The sequence below is a fragment of the Rhizobium sp. P28RR-XV genome (genome assembly GCF_012641385.1).
Taxonomy (GTDB): domain Bacteria; phylum Pseudomonadota; class Alphaproteobacteria; order Rhizobiales; family Rhizobiaceae; genus Rhizobium.
Window position 1 is genome coordinate 45,209 of record NZ_JABAIG010000022.1, and the last position, 16,617, is coordinate 61,825.

General features: G+C 62.5%; 19 protein-coding genes. 2 read left to right on the forward strand and 17 right to left on the reverse strand.

Annotated elements, in window-relative coordinates; genetic code table 11:
* Positions 1 to 48: 48 nt before the first annotated feature.
* The 10 genes from phnD to phnG all read right to left on the reverse strand — a co-directional run bounded on the left by phnD (position 49) and on the right by phnG (position 7,980).
* Positions 49 to 960 (reverse strand): phosphonate ABC transporter substrate-binding protein, encoded by a 912-nt coding sequence (gene phnD, locus HGP12_RS31175; RefSeq protein ID WP_168843802.1) that lies wholly within the window; start codon positions 958 to 960, stop codon positions 49 to 51.
* 95 nt (positions 961 to 1,055) lie between these two features.
* Positions 1,056 to 1,910: a phosphonate ABC transporter ATP-binding protein gene (gene phnC / locus HGP12_RS31180; protein ID WP_168843801.1), complete on the reverse strand. Its 855-nt coding sequence runs from the start codon at positions 1,908 to 1,910 to the stop codon at positions 1,056 to 1,058.
* Between the two features lie 224 nt (positions 1,911 to 2,134).
* Positions 2,135 to 2,689 (reverse strand): pyridoxamine 5'-phosphate oxidase family protein, encoded by a 555-nt coding sequence (locus tag HGP12_RS31185; RefSeq protein ID WP_168843800.1) that lies wholly within the window; start codon positions 2,687 to 2,689, stop codon positions 2,135 to 2,137.
* Positions 2,690 to 2,737: 48 nt separating this feature from the next.
* The gene (locus HGP12_RS31190; RefSeq protein WP_168843799.1) at positions 2,738 to 3,355 is read right to left on the reverse strand and encodes a DapH/DapD/GlmU-related protein; all 618 of its coding nucleotides are present in this window, start codon (positions 3,353 to 3,355) and stop codon (positions 2,738 to 2,740) included.
* Positions 3,352 to 4,059: a phosphonate C-P lyase system protein PhnL gene (gene phnL / locus HGP12_RS31195; protein ID WP_168843798.1), complete on the reverse strand. Its 708-nt coding sequence runs from the start codon at positions 4,057 to 4,059 to the stop codon at positions 3,352 to 3,354. The genes HGP12_RS31190 and phnL overlap by 4 nt, the downstream gene beginning before the upstream one ends.
* Positions 4,060 to 4,068: 9 nt before the next feature.
* Positions 4,069 to 4,845 carry a phosphonate C-P lyase system protein PhnK gene (gene phnK, locus HGP12_RS31200; RefSeq protein ID WP_037155357.1) on the reverse strand — a complete coding sequence of 259 codons (777 nt, stop codon included), beginning with the start codon at positions 4,843 to 4,845 and terminating at the stop codon, positions 4,069 to 4,071.
* Positions 4,842 to 5,768 carry an alpha-D-ribose 1-methylphosphonate 5-phosphate C-P-lyase PhnJ gene (locus HGP12_RS31205; protein ID WP_168843797.1) on the reverse strand — a complete coding sequence of 309 codons (927 nt, stop codon included), beginning with the start codon at positions 5,766 to 5,768 and terminating at the stop codon, positions 4,842 to 4,844. The genes phnK and HGP12_RS31205 overlap by 4 nt, the downstream gene beginning before the upstream one ends.
* Positions 5,765 to 6,874, reverse strand: a complete 1,110-nt coding sequence (locus HGP12_RS31210; RefSeq protein WP_168843796.1) for a carbon-phosphorus lyase complex subunit PhnI — start codon at positions 6,872 to 6,874, stop codon at positions 5,765 to 5,767. The genes HGP12_RS31205 and HGP12_RS31210 overlap by 4 nt, the downstream gene beginning before the upstream one ends.
* A gap of 3 nt (positions 6,875 to 6,877) precedes the next feature.
* Positions 6,878 to 7,504, reverse strand: coding sequence for a phosphonate C-P lyase system protein PhnH (gene phnH / locus HGP12_RS31215; protein ID WP_168843795.1), 627 nt, complete (start codon positions 7,502 to 7,504; stop codon positions 6,878 to 6,880).
* A complete protein-coding gene (gene phnG, locus HGP12_RS31220; protein ID WP_168843794.1) occupies positions 7,504 to 7,980 on the reverse strand; it encodes a phosphonate C-P lyase system protein PhnG in 477 nt (158 codons plus the stop codon). Before phnG ends, phnH begins: the two co-directional genes overlap by 1 nt.
* Positions 7,981 to 8,081: 101 nt before the next feature.
* Between phnG and phnF the strand changes: the two genes are divergently transcribed.
* A complete protein-coding gene (gene phnF, locus HGP12_RS31225; RefSeq protein WP_168843793.1) occupies positions 8,082 to 8,816 on the forward strand; it encodes a phosphonate metabolism transcriptional regulator PhnF in 735 nt (244 codons plus the stop codon).
* Between the two features lie 188 nt (positions 8,817 to 9,004).
* On the opposite strand, the gene HGP12_RS31230 is transcribed toward phnF, so the two are convergent.
* From HGP12_RS31230 to HGP12_RS31260, 7 genes are all read right to left on the reverse strand, one after another.
* Entirely contained in the window at positions 9,005 to 9,640 is a 636-nt protein-coding gene (locus HGP12_RS31230) for a 2,3-bisphosphoglycerate-dependent phosphoglycerate mutase (protein WP_168843792.1), read from the reverse strand.
* Between the two features lie 122 nt (positions 9,641 to 9,762).
* On the reverse strand, positions 9,763 to 10,587 hold the full coding sequence (gene dapB, locus HGP12_RS31235; RefSeq protein ID WP_168843791.1) for a 4-hydroxy-tetrahydrodipicolinate reductase: 825 nt from the start codon (positions 10,585 to 10,587) through the stop codon (positions 9,763 to 9,765).
* Positions 10,588 to 10,601: 14 nt separating this feature from the next.
* Complete coding sequence (locus HGP12_RS31240; protein WP_409526875.1) at positions 10,602 to 12,341, reverse strand: ABC transporter ATP-binding protein; 1,740 nt, start codon at positions 12,339 to 12,341, stop codon at positions 10,602 to 10,604.
* A 263-nt stretch (positions 12,342 to 12,604) separates the two neighbouring features.
* Positions 12,605 to 13,627 (reverse strand): glucokinase, encoded by a 1,023-nt coding sequence (locus HGP12_RS31245; protein WP_168843789.1) that lies wholly within the window; start codon positions 13,625 to 13,627, stop codon positions 12,605 to 12,607.
* Between the two features lie 34 nt (positions 13,628 to 13,661).
* Positions 13,662 to 14,042 (reverse strand): methylglyoxal synthase, encoded by a 381-nt coding sequence (locus HGP12_RS31250; protein WP_168843788.1) that lies wholly within the window; start codon positions 14,040 to 14,042, stop codon positions 13,662 to 13,664.
* A gap of 99 nt (positions 14,043 to 14,141) precedes the next feature.
* Positions 14,142 to 15,188, reverse strand: a complete 1,047-nt coding sequence (mepA, locus tag HGP12_RS31255; RefSeq protein ID WP_168843787.1) for a penicillin-insensitive murein endopeptidase — start codon at positions 15,186 to 15,188, stop codon at positions 14,142 to 14,144.
* A gap of 157 nt (positions 15,189 to 15,345) precedes the next feature.
* Positions 15,346 to 15,915: a hydrolase gene (locus tag HGP12_RS31260; RefSeq protein WP_168843786.1), complete on the reverse strand. Its 570-nt coding sequence runs from the start codon at positions 15,913 to 15,915 to the stop codon at positions 15,346 to 15,348.
* A gap of 35 nt (positions 15,916 to 15,950) precedes the next feature.
* Here HGP12_RS31260 and HGP12_RS31265 point away from each other — a divergent pair, with 35 nt between their 5' ends.
* Positions 15,951 to 16,586: a TetR/AcrR family transcriptional regulator gene (locus HGP12_RS31265; RefSeq protein ID WP_205926752.1), complete on the forward strand. Its 636-nt coding sequence runs from the start codon at positions 15,951 to 15,953 to the stop codon at positions 16,584 to 16,586.
* The last annotated feature ends 31 nt before the right edge of the window (positions 16,587 to 16,617 follow it).

The window sequence follows — 16,617 nt, forward strand, 5'->3', positions numbered from 1 at the left end:
ATAGCAAAAGGGCGGCCGTTGCCGGCCGCCCAATTATCGGAATGCGGATCAGCCGCCGATGGCAGCCTTACGAACGTCGATGACGGCGTTGTAGAAGTCCGGGGTAACCTTGATGTAGCCCTTGAAGTCACCGCCTTCGATGGCGTTGAAGCACTTGGCGTCGGCCGTCGGGAGCTTCATGAAGAAGTCCGCCAGCTTCGTCTGCCATTCGGTGCCGAGAGCGTTGCGAACGACGAGCGGGCCGTTCGGGATCAGCGGCGAACGCCAAACTTCGACGAGCTTGTTCGGGTCGACTGCGCCCTTGTCGACTTCCTTGCGGAACGTACCGGAGGTGAAGCCGTCCTTGAAATCGCCAACGCCCGATGAGTCGTCGACAGCAACGTCGACCTTGCCGTCATAGGCGGCGAGCAGGTTGTTCTCGTGGCCGCCGTTGAACTGGGTCGAGGCGAAGAACTTGTCGTTCGGAACGCCGGTGGTCTTCGGAATCTGCGTCAGCGGAACGAGGTAGCCCGAGGTGGAATCCGGATCGGCGTAGCCGAGCTTCTTGCCCTTGGCGTCCATGATCGTCTTGATGCCGGAGGACTTGAGAGCGAGGCCGATCGAGTAGTAGCCGGTCGAACCGTCGGTCTGCTGCGTCGTCAGGATCGGGGTAACGGCCTTCGGGTCCTTGATGGCGACGGCTGCATAGCCGGAAGCGCCGAGTTCGGCGAAGTCGAGCGTGCCGCCGAGCAGGCCCTGGATAACGCCGTTATAGTCGGCGGCCGGGAACAGCGAAACCTTCTCGAAACCGAATTCCTTCTTCAGGTGATCGGTGAGGCAGGCATAGTTGCGCAGGCGGTCGGCTTCGTTTTCGCCACCGAGAATGCCGACGCGGAATTCCTTGAGATCTGCAGCGTTGGCAGCAGCGCCGGCTGCGAGCGCGGCGAGCGCCGTAGCGGCAAAGAGTGCTTTCTTCAACATGGGTTCGTCTCCTGATTAACCGGTGTCCCCGGATGTCTTCGGTCTGGTAGAAGCAATGCGCCCTTGACGCGGGCCTTCGATCCCGGCTGTCCCTCTCAGAGACCGGCCAGTGCCAGCGGTTGCGGGCCGGCAGATTCAGTCTCCGCGGCTTGCGCGGCCGGATCGGCAATGTTGATGGAGGTCGACGTCATGGTCTCGTCGATGCCGGCGCCGTCCTTGTCGGTGCCGTAGATTTCCTTGACGGCGGCGGCCGTCAGATCAGTTGGCTTGCCGTCGAAGACGACCTTGCCGGCTGCCATGCCGATGATGCGTTCGCAATAATTGCGGGCCGTGTCCAGCGTGTGCAGGTTGGTGATGACAGTAATGCCTTCACGCTCGTTGATGTCTCGCAATGCGTCCATGACGATCTTGGCGTTCAGCGGATCGAGCGAGGCGATCGGCTCGTCGGCCAGCATCATCTTCGGCTGCTGCATCAGCGCGCGGCAGATGGCGACGCGCTGCTGCTGACCGCCGGAAAGCGTGCCGGCCATCTGCAATGCCGTCTGCTCGATGCCGAGGCGTTCCAGCGCGGCGATGGCTTCGATGCGCTCCTCGCGGGTGAAGACGGAAAGAAGGCTCATGACGGTCGATCGCTGGTTCAGGCGGCCGAGCATGACGTTGGTAAGCACGTCGAGGCGCGGAACGAGGTTGAACTGCTGGAAGATCATGGCGCAATCGCGCTGCCAGCTTCGCAGCGCGCGGCCTCTGAGCTTCGAAACTTCGACGCCGGAGAAATGGATGGAGCCGGAGCTCGGGTCGGCCAGGCGGTTGATCATGCGCAGCAAGGTCGACTTGCCGGCGCCGGACCGGCCGATGACGCCGACCATCTGTCCCTGCGGTATGTCCAAAGTCACGGAATCGACAGCGAGCTTGTTGCCAAACCGGCGCGAGACATTCCTGAGTTCGAACATAGTGCTTCCCTTTCGCGGCTGCCGGGCTGCAAAAATTTTAGCGGTACCGGTGCTAAGAATGGGCGCGTGCCCCTGTCTCGAAAGGAGTTTCGAGGGGGCTGGCGCCAATCACAAGGCAACCGATTAGTCCCGCTTCATGAAGCTCCAATGTCAGTTTTGTGTAACTGCTGTTACAATTCCCGGCGATTTTGCAAGATTAGCCGGCTGAGAGCTTTCCTTTAAGTTTAGCCGTCAAACATGCCCGTCGGCAGGCCGTCCATGCTGAGGCTGTTCTTCTCGCGCCGATATTCCTCAATGCCGTCAGGACCCTTGGCTTTGGCCCACTGGTCGAGGTTCGGTCTTTCGCCTTCATAGGAAAAAAGCGGCACGCCGAAACCGCAGGACGTCTGGACGAGATCGATGTCCTGTCGCACGATCTGCCGTGCGCCCAACGGCTCTTCGTCGGCATAGTGATCGTGCAGCAATTCCCGATATTCGTCGGAGGATCGATGGATGATCCGGCCACGACCATAGAGGCGCAGGATCATCGGCGGTCCCTCGACCGCGCAGAACATGATGGTCAGCCGACCGTCGGCCTTCATATGCGCCGAGGTCTCGTTGCCGCTGCCGGTGCGGTCGAGATAGATGGCGGTGTTCGGGGAGATAATGCGCAGACAAAGCGTTTCGCGCGGCGAAACGTTGACGCGGGAATCCGATGTTGCGGATGCGGTGAAGAAGATGTGTTGCCGCGCGATGAAATCGCGCAGCCGGTCGTCGATGCTCGAAAACCGCTTCGCCATGAAAACTCCTCTTGACCCTGAACTGGATCGTCTGAAGGCTGAATTGCGCTAGGCAGCGTAACGATCCAGAAAATCCTCCGCCGAGAGGGCGCGGAAATCTGCAAGCGCCGTTCGCAGGCGGTCGTGATCCCAATCCCACCATGAGAGCTTATCCATGCGCGCACCGACCTCGGGTGTGAAACGCTCGCGGATCAGCTTGGCCGGCACGCCGCCGACGATCGTGTAGGGAGCAACGTCCTTGGAGACGACGGCGCCTGCGCCAATGACGGCGCCATTTCCGACCGTGACACCCGGTAGGATGGTGGCGCCGTGGCCGATCCAGACATCATGGCCGATTACGACGCGATGGTCGCGCCGCCAGGTGAAGAAATCGCTCTCCATATCGGCATCCGGCCAATAGTCGGCGGCGCGATAGGTGAAGTGATGCAGCGCGGCGCGCCATGTTGGATGGTTGGTGGCGTTGATGCGTACGGCAGCGGCAATGTTGACGAACTTGCCGATGGTCGTGCACCAGACCGCGCCGTCCTGCATGATGTAGGAATAATCGCCGATCTCAACTTCGTCGATACGGCAGCGGTCGGAGACCTCGGTGTAGCGGCCGAACGTTGAATTGTTGACGCTCGCCGACGGGCTGATGAAGGGCGTCTCGCCCAATTTTCGGCTCATGCGGCGGCCTTTCTCGGCGAAAATTGCGAGACGTCGAGAATGCGGCTTCCGACGGCCTCGCGCACCTCTTCGTCGTGGAAGATGCCGAGAAGGGCAACGCCCGCCTGCTTCTTCTGCTCGATCATCTCGACGACGACGGCCCGGTTGCGGGCATCGAGCGAAGCCGTGGGCTCGTCGAGCAGCAGGATGGCGTGGTCGGTGATGAAGCCGCGGGCAATATTGACGCGCTGTTGCTCGCCGCCCGAGAAGGTGGCGGGCGGCAGCTGCCAGAGTTCCCTGGGCAGGTTCAGCTGAGCGAGTAGTTCCGCAGCCCTGTCGCGGGCATCGGCAACTGATACGCCGCGTCCAAGCAGCGGCTCGGCGACGACATCGATGGCGGCGACCCGCGGCACCGTGCGCAGGAACTGGCTGACATAGCCCATCGTCTGACGGCGGACGTCGAGCACGGTGCGTGGGTCGGCTGTGGCGAGATCGACGATCTTGTCCTTGTGGGTGACGAGGATCTGGCCGTTGTCGACGGCGTAGTTGCCGTAGATCATCTTCAGCAGGGAGCTCTTGCCGATGCCGGACGGACCGCCGAGCACGACGCATTCGCCCGCGGCGACGGAGAAGGAGACATCGGCGACGACAGGCAGGCGAATGCCGTCGCGCAGATGCATGGTGAAGCTTTTGAAGACTTCGGAAACGACGAGTGGGGTTGCCATGTTTGTTCCTCAGACCTGCAGAATCGAAGAGACCAGCAGTTGCGTATAGGGTTCGCGCGGGTCGTCGAGCACACGGTCGGTGAGACCGTGTTCGATCACCTGACCGTCCTTCATCACCATCATGCGATGGGAGAGCAGCCGGGCGACGGCGAGATCGTGCGTGACGATGATCGCTGACAGGCCGAGATCGTTGACTAGGCCGCGCACGAGGTCGAGCAGGCGGGCCTGCACGGAAACGTCGAGACCGCCGGTCGGCTCGTCCATGAAGACGAGGCGGGGGCCGGTTACCAGGTTGCGGGCGATCTGCAGGCGCTGGCGCATGCCGCCGGAAAAGGCGCGCGGCTGGTCGTCGATGCGGTCGGCGTCGATCTCGACCCGCTCCAGCCAGTCGATGGCCGTATTGCGGATGTTGCCGTAGTGGCGGTTGCCGATCGCCATCAGTCGTTCGCCGACATTGGCGCCGGCCGAAACCGTCATGCGCAGGCCGTCGGCCGGGTTCTGATGCACGAAGCCCCAGTCGGTGCGCATCAGGAAGCGGCGCTCGGCCTCGTTCATGCGGAACAGGTCGCGATAGGTCTCGTCGCGCATATGGTATTCGACGCTGCCCGTCGTCGGCAGCAGCCGCGTCGAGATGCAGTTCAGCAGCGTCGTCTTGCCGGAGCCGGATTCGCCGACGATGGCCAGTACTTCGCCGGGCCAGAGTTCGAAGGACACGTCGCGGCAGCCGATACGGCTGCCGTAGAATTTCGAGATGTCCTTGACCTTGAGAAGGGGTGAGTCGCTCATTCGGCGGCCTCCTTGCTGCCAGGCAGCCCGTCGGCTGCGAGCCCATTTGGCGCCAGCCCATTTGACGCCAGCATAGGGCCGGCATGGCCATGGGCACGACGGTCTTCGCAGAAATCGGTATCGGAGCAGACGAACATGCGGCCGCCCTTGTCGTCGAGGATCACCTCGTCGAGATAGACCTGCTCGGCGCCGCAAAGCGCGCAGGGCTTGTCGAAGCGTTGCACCTCGAACGGATGGTCCTCGAAGTCGAGGCTGACGACTTCGGTATAGGGCGGCACGGCATAGATGCGCTTCTCGCGGCCGGCGCCGAACAATTGCAGCGCGTCGGACAAGTGCATTTTCGGATTGTCGAACTTCGGCGTCGGCGAGGGGTCCATGACGTAGCGGCCGGCGACCTTGACCGGATAGGCGTAAGTCGTGGCGATGCGGCCGTTGCGGGCGATATCCTCATAGAGCTTCACATGCATGAGGCCATATTCCTCGAGCGCGTGCATCTTGCGCGTCTCGGTCTCGCGCGGCTCAAGGAAACGTAAGGGTTCCGGGATCGGTACCTGGTAGACGAGCACCTGGTTGGAGTCGAGCTTCGCCTCCGGGATGCGGTGGCGTGTCTGTATGATGGTCGCCTCTTCCGTGCGGGTGGTGACGGCAACATTGGCGACCTTCTGGAAGAAGGCGCGGATGGAGACGGCATTGGTCGTGTCGTCCGCCCCTTGGTCGATGACCTTCAGCACATCTTCCGGACCGATGATGGATGCGGTCAGCTGTACGCCGCCGGTGCCCCAGCCGTAAGGCATCGGCATTTCGCGGGAGGCGAAGGGCACCTGATAGCCGGGAATGGAGATCGCCTTCAGAATGGCGCGACGGATCATCCGCTTGGTCTGCTCGTCGAGATAGGCGAAATTGTAGGTGGCGAGTTCGGTCATTCGGCTGCCTCCGTCATGGGATCCATGCCGCTTTGGCGGGCGGCCTCGAAATCGCGGCGCATGCGCCGCACCAGGTCGAGTTCGGCCTGGAAGTCGACATAATGCGGCAGCTTCAGATGTTCGACGAAGCCCGTCGCCTGCACGTTGTCGGAGTGGGAGATCACGAACTCTTCGTCCTGAGCCGGCGCAACGATGTCTTCGCCGAGTTCCTCGGCCCGCAGTGCGCGGTCGACCAGCGACATGGCCATTGCCTTGCGCTCGCTTTGGCCGAAGACCAGGCCGTAGCCGCGGGTGAACTGCGGCGGCGCCTTGGCCGAACCCTTGAACTGGTTGACCATCTGGCACTCGGTCACCTGTATCCGGCCGAGCGAGACGGCAAAGCCGAGTTCCGGTACCTCGAATTCCACCTCCACTTCACCGATGCGGATTTCGCCGGTGAAGGGATGGTTGCGGCCGTAGCCGCGCTGGGTCGAATAGCCGAGTGCCAGCAGAAAGCCTTCGTCGCCGCGGGCGAGCGCCTGCAGGCGAAGGTCTCGGGTCATCGGGAATTCCATCGGTGCGCGCGTCAGGTCGCCGATCTCGTGATCGACAGGCATGGTGCCGTCGCCCTCGATCAGTCCTTCCTGGCTGAGGATTTCCGAAACTCGCATGACGCGGCCGTCCTCAGCAGGTCGTTGCATCGGCTCGTCCACCGCCTCGTCGGTCAGAAGGCTTGGGTCGAGCAGACGATGCGTATAGTCGAAGGTCGGGCCGAGAAGCTGGCCGCCGGGCAGGTCCTTGTAGGTCGCGGAGATACGGCGTTCGATCTTCATCGCTGAAGTGTCGAGCGGCTGGGAATAGCCGAAGCGCGGCAGCGTCGTGCGGTAGGCTCTGAGCAGGAAAATCGCTTCGATCATGTCGCCGCGCGCCTGGCGCACGGCGAGTGCGGCCAGCGTGCGGTCATAGAGCGAGGCCTCAGCCATGACACGGTCGACGGCAAGCGCGAGCTGCGCGACGATCTGTTCGATGCCGACAGCCGGCAGCGAACGGTCGCCGCGGCGACGGTCGGCCAGCAGCCGGTGGGCATTGGCGATGGCGGTTTCACCGCCCTTTACGGCAACATACATATGTCACATCTCCGTCGCGGTGATCTTGGTGGTGCGCGGCAGGCAGAGGAATTGCCGGCCCGCTGTCAGAACGAGATCGACGCCGCGCGGGAAGAGCGCGCGATTGTCGTTCCAGATGCGCAGCAGCGCATCCGGCAGCCCGATCGGAGCGATCATGGTCACATCCTTGATGCCCGGGCCGGAAAGCGCCAGCGCCTTGCCGCCTTCGAGGTTTTCGATCTCAAGCACGATGGTCGTCGAACGATCGGGATATTCCTGGGTACCGATGCCGAACTGGCTGAAGGAGGAAAGCGCCATGCCGGCTTCGACAAAGGCAAAATGCGCCTCCAGCCGTTCCGAGATGACGGGCGCGCCCGTGTGGAAGGAGAGCCATTCCGGCAGGCTCGATCTTGCAAGGCTGGTGGAAAGCCAGACCGGCGTGTCATGGTCGCAAAGTGTGAGTCCGATTGCGCCAGCGGCGATACCGAGCGGCGCCGGCGGCGCGATGTCGGCCGTGACGGTTTGCAGTGTTCCCGGACGCGCCATGGCGTCCATCGTCATCTTGAAGACGCTCTGCGCGTCGAAGACCGGGTCGCTGAAGCCGCCGGTCAGGGCCTCGTTGCCGAAGGTCGGGGTGTTGAACAGGCTCATCAGTCTTCTCCGCGAACCATGGTGAAGAAATCGACGCGGGTCGCGGCCGTCTCTTCGGCGCGCTTGCGATCATAATCCGCGATGCGCTCGGCGACGGGCTCCAGGATTGCCTTCTCGACGAAATCCCTCGTGGCCGATTGCTGCCAGAGTGCGTCGAATATGGCCGAAAGCCTGGCCTTTTCCCGATCGGTACCGAGGGCATGCGAATGACCGATGGTGCCCGATGCCAGCCGGACGGTGGCGCGCGTCACCGTGACTTCGCCGAGGTTGAAAGGGGAGCCGCCGCCACCGATGCGGCCGCGCACCATGACAAGCCCCGTTTCCGGTCCGCGCACCGGCTGTGCCGCCGGCTTGCTCGGCAATGCTTCCCAGGCAGCCTCTAGCTCGTCGCGCTCGGCCTGCGCCAGAAGATCGGCGACACGCTTGCGTTCCCGACGCTCCTGTGCGGCCGCTTCCTGCCTTTGTGCTGAATTCATCGCGCCTTCCTTTAAATGTCTATTGATATAGACAACCATACAAGATAGTCTTATATCTATTAGCGAGTCGTGACAAGCGTGTGACAGGGCGAGTGGGCGAAATGGCAGGGCAGAAGATACAGAGGCAGACGGGCGTGGCGCTCTGGCGGCAGATCGCCGACCGGATTCGCGTCTCCATCAATCACGGGGATTTCGACGAGACGGGCATGGTGCCGCCGGAAACGGCGCTGGCGCTGCAGTTCGGCGTCAACCGGCATACGATCCGAAGCGCACTCGCGGCACTGGCGCAGGAGGGGATCGTGCGGGCGGTGCAGGGGCGCGGCACGCTGATCGAGCGCAAGGAACGCCTGAGCTTTCCGATTTCGAAGCGGACGCGGTTTTCGCAAGGGATTGGCGATCAGGTGCGAGAGACCCGCAGCGTCCCGCTTGCCACGGGCGAGGAGGCGGCGAGCGCGGAATTGGCCCGGCAGCTCAAGATCAAAATCGGCGCTCCCCTCGTGCGGCTGGAGACGCTCGGGCAGGCGGATCATCGCCCGGTATCGCGCGCCACCAGCTGGTTTCCCGCCGATCGCTTCGGCGCGATCGCCGAGATCTATCGGACGACGGGATCGATCACCAAGGCGTTTCGGGAGCTTGGCGTACCGGATTACGTGCGCGTCATCACCGAAATCACCGCGACGCATGCCGACGAAAGCGATCTCGCAGATCTGCAATTATCCCCGGGTGCCATCGTCCTGATCACCCAGGCGCTGAACTCGGATCTCGATAATGTGCCGGTGCAATATTCAATCTCCCGCTTCGCCGCTGACAGGGTGCGTTTCACGATCGAGAATTAAAGGCGGGGCTTGGCCCCTCATCCGGCCTGTCGGCCACCGCTCCCCGCAGGCGGGGAGAAGGGAAAAGACGCACCTCCGTCGCCTCTGAACCTCATGAGAATCGAGAGCTTGCAACGGAAGAGGTCGTTCTCCCCGTCAAAACGGGGAGAGGGCTAGGGTGAGGGGCCATCAGACCCGAATGCTTGGGCTCAATGTGCGCCGGACATATCGCCGAGGACTTCCTTGGAGGCGACGGTGGAATCGGCCTTGAGCTTGTAGACCATCGGCACGCCGGTCGCGAGGTTGAGCTCCAGGATCTGTGCCTTGCTCAGGCGATCGAGAACCATGACGAGCGAGCGTAGCGAATTGCCGTGGGCGGCGACGAGAACGTTCTGGCCGGCGAGCACGCGCGGCAGGATTTCCGTCAGGTAATAGGGCCAGACGCGGGCACCGGTATCGCGCAGGCTCTCGCCGCCGGGCGGCGGAACGTCATAGGAACGGCGCCAGACATGAACCTGCTCCTCGCCCCACTTGGCGCGGGCGTCGTCCTTGTTGAGCCCGGAGAGATCACCGTAATCGCGCTCGTTCAGCGCCTGATCCCTAATGGTTTCGAGGCCCTGCTGGCCGATTTCATCGAGGATGATCTTGAGCGTGTGCTGGGCGCGGGTGAGATCTGAGGTGAAGGCGACGTCGTATTTGATGCCGTAGTCGGCCAGCGCCTTGCCGCCGGTCTTCGCTTCTTCGATGCCAAGCGCGGTCAGATCGGGATCCTTCCAGCCGGTAAAGAGATTCTTCAAATTCCAGTCGCTCTGCCCATGGCGAACGAGAACGAGAGTGCCGCTCATAAAATTTCTCCTTGATAGAGCAATTCCAGGAAAGGTGCGTAGCGGTTTTCCGTCGGGAATTGCGAGACAATAAAAGGCTGGAGCGGATCGGCAATTCCGTGCCGACCCGCTCCTGGATCGCATCAACGTGTGGAGAGCCCGAGAACATCGAGCATGGAATAGAAGCCGGGTTTCTTGTCGCGCGCCCAGAGCGCCGCCTGCAGCGCGCCCCGTGCGAAGAGAGAGCGGTCGCCAGCACTGTGCGACAAGGTCAGCCGCTCGCTTTCGCTGGCGAAGATGACCGAGTGATCGCCGACCACGCCGCCGCCGCGCAAGGTCGCAAAGCCGATCGTACCCGCGGGACGCGCGCCCGTATGACCATCGCGCACGCGCACGGAGTTGTCGTTGAGATCGATGCCGCGGCCCTTCGCTGCCGCCTGGCCGAGCAGCAGTGCCGTGCCCGAGGGCGCATCGACCTTATGGCGATGATGCATTTCCAGCACCTCGATATCCCAGTCGTTCGAGGGTAGCGCCCGGGCTGCCTGCTCGACAAGCACGCTCAGGAGATTGATGCCGAGGCCCATATTGCCCGATTTGACGACGCGCGCATGGCGCGCGGCGGCCTTGAACTTGGCCTCGTCCTCGTCCGAGCAGCCGGTCGTGCCGATGATATGGACGATGCGCGCCTGCGCGGCGAGATCGGCAAAGGTGACGCTCGTTGCCGGCGTCGTGAAATCGATGACGCCTTCGGCATGGAGGAAGGCGGCGAGCGGATCGTCCGTCACGGGAATACCGATCGGTCCCAGCCCGGCGATTTCGCCGGCATCCTTGCCGATGAAGGCGGAGCCGGGACGCGTGACCGCGGCATGCAGGGTTACGCCGTCGGTTGCGTGGATGATGCGGATGAGAGCCTGTCCCATGCGGCCCGCCGCGCCAACCACCACCAGCTTCATCGCATCGTCGCTCATGTCGTCTCTATCGTCTATTTGCGGGAATTACTTGATATGGCCGGTAGCTGCAGGTTGTTGAGCCGAGCGTAGAGGCCATTGTCGGCCGTCGCAAGCGTCTCGTGGTTGCCTTCCTCGACAACCCGGCCGTTCTGCATGACCACGATCTTCTCGGCGCGGACAACAGTCGACAGGCGGTGCGCGATGACGACGACGGTGCGGCCGCTCATCGCCTCTTCCAGCGCCTTCTGGACAGCCGCTTCGGACTCCGTGTCGAGCGCCGAAGTCGCCTCGTCCAGAAGCAGGATCGGCGCGTTGCGCACCAGCGCGCGGGCGATCGACAGGCGCTGCCGCTGGCCGCCCGAAAGCGTCACGCCGTTTTCGCCGACGGGGGTGTCGTAGCCCATCGACTGCGCCTCGATGAAATCATGCGCATAGGCGAGGCGCGCGGCTTCCTCGACTTCGGCATTCGTCGCTTCCGGGCGCCCGTAGCGGATATTGTCGCGGATCGTGCCTTCGAACAGATAGGGCTGCTGCGAGACATAGGCGATCTGTTCCCGCAGCGACTGTTTCGTCACATGCGCGATATCCTGCCCGTCGATAAAGATGCTGCCGGCCCTGGGATCGTAGAAGCGCGGGATCAGATTGATGACGGTGGACTTGCCGGCGCCGGAGGGACCGACAAGTGCGGTCGTCTGGCCCCCCTCGGCCGCGAAGTTGACGCCGGAGAGGACGGCTTCGTCACCGTAGGCGAAATGAACGTCGCGGAACTCGATACGGGCTTTGGTCACTTTAAGTGGTTTGGCATCCAGCAGGTCGCGCTGGCGCGGCTCCATGTCGAGCAGCTCGTAGATCATCCGCGCATTGACGACCGCGCGCTCCAGCTGTACCTGCAGCTTGGCGAGGCGCCGCGCCGGATCGTAGGCGAGCAGCAGCGAAACGATGAAAGAGAAGACGGCGCCCGGCGGTACGTTCTGGTAAATCGAGCGATAGGCAGCATAGGCGAAGATGCCGGCCACGGCAAAGCCGGCGACCGTTTCGATCAGCGGGCCATTGCGCTCGGAAATACGGGCAATGCGATTTTGGCGGTTTTCCGCCGCCGTAATCAGCTTGTCGATCTTGCGCTCGAGTTCGCGCTCCATCGTGAAAGCCTTGACGATGGAAACGCCCTGAATGGTTTCCTGCATCGCGCCAAGCACGCGGCTGTTGAGAACGACCGCTTCGCGCGTGACGGCGCGCAGGCGTCTGGAAATGTGGCGCAGTGCCAGAAAGACTGGTGGAGCGATGACGAAGAAAATAACGCTCAGCATCGGGTCCTGATAGACCATGTTGCCGAGCAGGAAGACGAACGACAAAAAGTCTCGCGCCGTGGAAGTGATGACAAGATTCATCACATCGCGGATGCCGGAGACGTTCTGGCTGACCCGGGCTGCGATCTGCGCAGACCGTGCCTCGTTGAAAAAGCCAACCGAAAGCGTCATCAGATGCGCATAGAGGCGCCGTTGATAGCGGGCGATGATGTCGTTGCCGATTTTCGATAGGATGATCGATTGAAAATAACCGGCAAAACCACGCGCTATAAATGCTGCGAGGATTGCAAGGCAGATCAGCCACATGACCTCGGCGCGACGCTCGTAGAAGGCACCGTTGACGATCGGCCTCATGACCGCAGCCATTGTCGCCGTGGATGCGGCGACGACGATCAGGCAAAATATTGCGACCGAATAGCCCCATATATGTTCGCGGCCGTTCTCGGCGATAATGCGCTTCAGCATGCCGGTAATGGCTTCGCTGTCGACGCTTTTGCTTTTCGGGTCAGGCAATTTCAATAATCGGCTTCCTGTCTTGAACCAAGCGAGCCGCATCTGGCACGTGCTTCCGCGGCTCTATTAAAGAGTTAGCACGGCTTTGGCTAGACATGGCCTGCCGCGCTGGTTAAGGCCGATCACGGAGCCGGACCTATTATAGAGGAAGGCGGCTCTTTCAAAAAGGTATGGCACACCGGGTTTCAGCGCGCCACGGGCTGTTTGGCAAGCGGTTAACGCCGCCAGCGACGGCCCTCCGTGGCAAGGCCGAAGCTCGTGGGCTTGCGGGCATAGGTCGCAAGGCCGGAAAGCGCCGCCAGCGGGTTGATGACCACATGGGTCGGGATCGTCTTCATCATTTCCGTGTGTGGCGCCTTGTCCTCGAAGGCGGCGCGGAATTCCGGCTTCTGCAGCGCCGGCAGGATTTTTTGCGGGATGCCGCCCGAGAGATAGACGCCGCCGCGCGCCATGAAGACCATGGCGAAATCGCCGGCGACGCGGCCGAGATAGGTGACGAACAGCGTCAGCGTTTCCTCGGCCTGCGCATTGGTGCCGGCAAGCGCGTGGTTGGTGATGTCGGCCGGTTCCTTCAGGCTCGGCTCGATGCCGTCAGCCGCGCAGATGGCATGATAAAGGTTCTGCAGGCCGCGGCCGCAGATCACCTGCTCGGCCGAAATGCGGCCCTCGATGGGTTCCAGATGCGGCCAGATCTGCAGGTCCCGTTCCGTGCGCGCCCCGAGATCGATATGGCCGCCTTCGCCCGGCACGGGCACCCATTGATGCTGGGTATGGACCAGGGCGCCGACGCCAAGCCCCGTGCCCGGCCCGAGTACGACGCGCGATGCAGTCATGTTCCCCGATGCTTGGCCGATGATTTGGCGATGCTCGTCGGAAATCTCGGCAATCGCCAGCGCCTGCGCCTCGAAATCGTTGATGACGAGCACGTCCTCGATGCCGAGATTGGCGATCATCGTCTTCGGACGGATCACCCAGTCGCAATTTGTGAGCGGAATCTCATCGCCCTGAACGGGGCCGGCCATGGCAAGGATCGCGGCGCGGGGCCGCGTCTTGGTCTTCTCGAGGATCAGCTTGATCGCATCGTCGATCGTCTCGAAATTCGCCGTCTGCACGACCGGAAAATGCTCCGGTTCGGAACCGGCGTCGGCAAGGATCGAGAAACGCGCATTCGTCCCCCCGATATCGCCGATCAGAATGGGAAAAGGCGGTGGGGCATCGCTGTGATTGAGCTCGGGCATGGACAGGTCCGTGGTCTGCCGCCGGCAAGGCGGATTAATGGTTCAGTGTTTTGATCAGCCGCTCGGCGGTGGATTCGTTGAGCGCCATCGGAATGTCGTAGAGAACGGCAAGCCGCGTCAATGCCTTCACATCGACATCGTGCGGCAAGGGAGTGAGGGGATCGATGAAGAAGACGAGCATGTCGATCTCGCCGGTGGCGATTAGCGCGCCGATCTGCTGGTCGCCGCCGAGCGGGCCGCTTTTCAGGCGGGTGACCTTGAGGTCGGGGCTGGCATCGAGCACGCGACCGCCCGTCGTGCCGGTCGCAACGATCTTCCAGTGGGCAAGGGCTGCTTGATTGCGCCGTGCGAACTCCGCCATCGCATCTTTTTTCTCATCATGCGCGATCAAGGCGATGCATTTGCTGCCGGCCATGAAATCCTTGCTCCACCCAGTGCTTTCAATCGATTTATCCGCCTTCTATACCAAGGAGGCCCGTTTTAAAAGACTAACCCGGCAAGGAGGTTTCCGGCCTCATTGCTGCGGGATTTGGCCGGGCGGCGTGTCGCCGGAGACAGGCCCGGAGACAGGCAGCGCGTCCGTTTCCGCCGTTGCATCGGCAGCTTTGGCGTCTAAGGTTGCGGCGCGAGCCGATGCGACCGATGGTGACGCCACCACGGCCTGACAGGCCTTGGGCAGATCGGAAACCATGACCTCGCGCGGCTTGACCGGGGGCTTCGTGCTCGGCTTCGGTTTCGCCCAGGGCTCGGGACCGAACCACCAGGCGAGCGGCTTATCGCAGCCGTCACCGGCGGCGACCGGCGCCTGCGGCGTGCAGCCGACCGAACCGGCAGGGCAGCGGATGCGGATGTGGAAATGCGAGTCGTGCCCATATTCCGGCCGCAGCTTGCCGAGATTGGCGCGGTCGCCCGTCCAGGTCTCGCACATCTTCTTCTTGATCGCCGGGTTGACGAAGATGCGCTCGACTTCGGGATAGCTCGCCGCCCGCATCAGCAGGCGGGCATGCGCCGGCGTCCAGACTTTCTCGTTGATCGTCAGGAACTTGTCCTTTGCGAGCATCGTGGTGAAGGGCAGGGCTTCGCGCTCGTCGGCCGTCATCTTGCGTCGTGGCATCGGCGTCAGCCAGACATCGGCATCGAGGCCGATCTGATGCGAGGCATGGCCGTTGGCCATCGGACCGCCGCGCGGCTGCGAGATATCGCCGACGAGCAGGCCCGGCCAGCCGTCATTCCTGGCCGCATCGCGCGACAGGCGCTCCAGCAGGCCGATCATTTCAGGCCGCCCCCAGCGCCGGTTGCGCGACAGGCGCATGGCCTGCCAGGTCGGGCCATCGGCGGGCAGCGCGACTGCGCCGGCAAGGCAGCCCTTGGCATAAAAACCGATCGACTGTGGCGCCCCTTGCGTCGGCAGCGTCACCGCTCCGAAGACCGCCTTGGCGCTGCCGGGCGAAGGGGTAGCCTGCTGCGCCAGCGTATCGCCGGCGATAAGACCCATTCCGATCATTGCCGCGAAAGAGAATTTGCCGATCGTTGGAAGGGAGCGAGCCAGAAGCGAAATCATGCATATCCTTGAAAGGCGGTCGGCGTCATCCGAAGTGATTTGGGCCGAAGTGATTTGCCGCGAGATTATCCTGAAAAAGGATGGAAGTTAATCCGCGGCATTGCTGCTGGCCGACGAGCGACCGCCTTCTCATGACTGCACGGTCGTTTCGACCCGATCAATTCGCCAGAATTTCAGCCGTCTTGCGAATGCGCGACAGTCGCGGCAATACCTTCGTGCAGGCAAAGTCCTGCATTTCTTGCGAGAGGGTCGTCGCTGCGTCCTCGGCGACGATGACGGCATAATTTGCCGCATAGGCATCGCGCACGGTTGCTTCCACGCCAAAATTGGTGGCGACGCCGGTCAGGATCAGTGTTTTAATGCCGCGGCGTCGAAGCTGCAGATCGAGTTCCGTGCCGTAGAAGGCGCTCCACTGACGCTTGAGGATGGCGATATCCGGCGTCAGTGCGGCGATTTCGGCGGGTGCCGCAAGCGCCGCCGCCGGCAAGCCGCCTGGGGGAAGCGGGAAGGTTTCGTCAACAGGCTGGTTGACAGCGTCGGCATAGTCCGGGGAAAATCCAACCGTTACAAAAACAGTGGTTCCGCCGTCGGCCTTTAGCTTGTTCGCGATGGCGACGGTGTTGGCGATGACTTGTGGGGCAGTGTAGGGCGCGAGCGGCCTGTTGAGAACCAGGCTTTGCAGGTCGATGGAAATGAGAGCGGTTGTCTTGGGATCGTAAAGTGACATCTTGGGGCTCCGAAAAACATGAGGGAATCCTCACAATGGAAAATATGAGGATGACCTCACAAAAATCAAGTGAAGAATTGAAGACGCGTACGCCAAAGCGGCAGCGCGGCCATGATCGCGTCGTCATTCTGCTTGACGCGGCGGCAAGGGTCTTTGCGCGCAAGGGCTATGATGCCGCAACGATGACGGAGATCGCGACCGAGGCGCATTCCTCCATCGGCTCGCTCTATCAATTCTTTCCGACCAAGCTGCTGCTTGCCGAGGCGCTGCATATCGAACGGCTGGAGCGATTGAAGGCCGGGCTTCGGGAAGTGGCGGAAAGAAGCGCCGGCCTTTCCGCAGCAGATTGCGGCGAGGCGATCTTCGATGCGCTCGGTGTCTTCATGGGGAAGTACCCGGAACTTTCTGTACTTGCCGGCCGCCGCGATATTCCCAAGGAGCGGAAGGCGCGTTCGCGTGCCGAGCTGAAGGAGCTGATCGCGGGCGTCCTGCGGCAGGCCAAGCCGTCGATATCAGACGATGTCGCGTTGATGTCGGGCCTCGTGCTCGAACTTCTGCGGATCGTCGTCGCCGTTGCCAACGAGCCTGACGCGGCTGAGGACCGCCGCGTCGCGGGCGAATTGCGGCTGATGCTGCGCAAACGACTTGAAGAAGCGGCGGCAAAGGGCTGATTCCAGGAGATGGTCTTCGGCGTCTTTGCGA

Coding starts and splice junctions, on each gene's coding strand:
- phnL (WP_168843798.1), bottom strand. CDS start 4,059: ATGGCAACCCCACTCGTCGTTTCCGAAGTCTTCAAAAGCTTCACCATG.
- HGP12_RS31230 (WP_168843792.1), bottom strand. CDS start 9,640: ATGAGCGGCACTCTCGTTCTCGTTCGCCATGGGCAGAGCGACTGGAAT.
- HGP12_RS31260 (WP_168843786.1), bottom strand. CDS start 15,915: ATGTCACTTTACGATCCCAAGACAACCGCTCTCATTTCCATCGACCTG.
- HGP12_RS31265 (WP_205926752.1), top strand. CDS start 15,951: ATGGAAAATATGAGGATGACCTCACAAAAATCAAGTGAAGAATTGAAG.
- phnD (WP_168843802.1), bottom strand. CDS start 960: ATGTTGAAGAAAGCACTCTTTGCCGCTACGGCGCTCGCCGCGCTCGCA.
- phnG (WP_168843794.1), bottom strand. CDS start 7,980: ATGAATTCAGCACAAAGGCAGGAAGCGGCCGCACAGGAGCGTCGGGAA.
- phnK (WP_037155357.1), bottom strand. CDS start 4,845: ATGAGCGACTCACCCCTTCTCAAGGTCAAGGACATCTCGAAATTCTAC.
- phnF (WP_168843793.1), top strand. CDS start 8,082: ATGGCAGGGCAGAAGATACAGAGGCAGACGGGCGTGGCGCTCTGGCGG.
- phnH (WP_168843795.1), bottom strand. CDS start 7,504: ATGAGCCTGTTCAACACCCCGACCTTCGGCAACGAGGCCCTGACCGGC.
- HGP12_RS31185 (WP_168843800.1), bottom strand. CDS start 2,689: ATGGCGAAGCGGTTTTCGAGCATCGACGACCGGCTGCGCGATTTCATC.
- HGP12_RS31245 (WP_168843789.1), bottom strand. CDS start 13,627: ATGCCCGAGCTCAATCACAGCGATGCCCCACCGCCTTTTCCCATTCTG.
- phnC (WP_168843801.1), bottom strand. CDS start 1,910: ATGTTCGAACTCAGGAATGTCTCGCGCCGGTTTGGCAACAAGCTCGCT.
- HGP12_RS31205 (WP_168843797.1), bottom strand. CDS start 5,768: ATGACCGAACTCGCCACCTACAATTTCGCCTATCTCGACGAGCAGACC.
- HGP12_RS31240 (WP_409526875.1), bottom strand. CDS start 12,341: ATGCTGAAGCGCATTATCGCCGAGAACGGCCGCGAACATATATGGGGC.
- HGP12_RS31210 (WP_168843796.1), bottom strand. CDS start 6,874: ATGTATGTTGCCGTAAAGGGCGGTGAAACCGCCATCGCCAATGCCCAC.
- HGP12_RS31250 (WP_168843788.1), bottom strand. CDS start 14,042: ATGGCCGGCAGCAAATGCATCGCCTTGATCGCGCATGATGAGAAAAAA.
- dapB (WP_168843791.1), bottom strand. CDS start 10,587: ATGAGCGACGATGCGATGAAGCTGGTGGTGGTTGGCGCGGCGGGCCGC.
- HGP12_RS31190 (WP_168843799.1), bottom strand. CDS start 3,355: ATGAGCCGAAAATTGGGCGAGACGCCCTTCATCAGCCCGTCGGCGAGC.
- mepA (WP_168843787.1), bottom strand. CDS start 15,188: ATGATTTCGCTTCTGGCTCGCTCCCTTCCAACGATCGGCAAATTCTCT.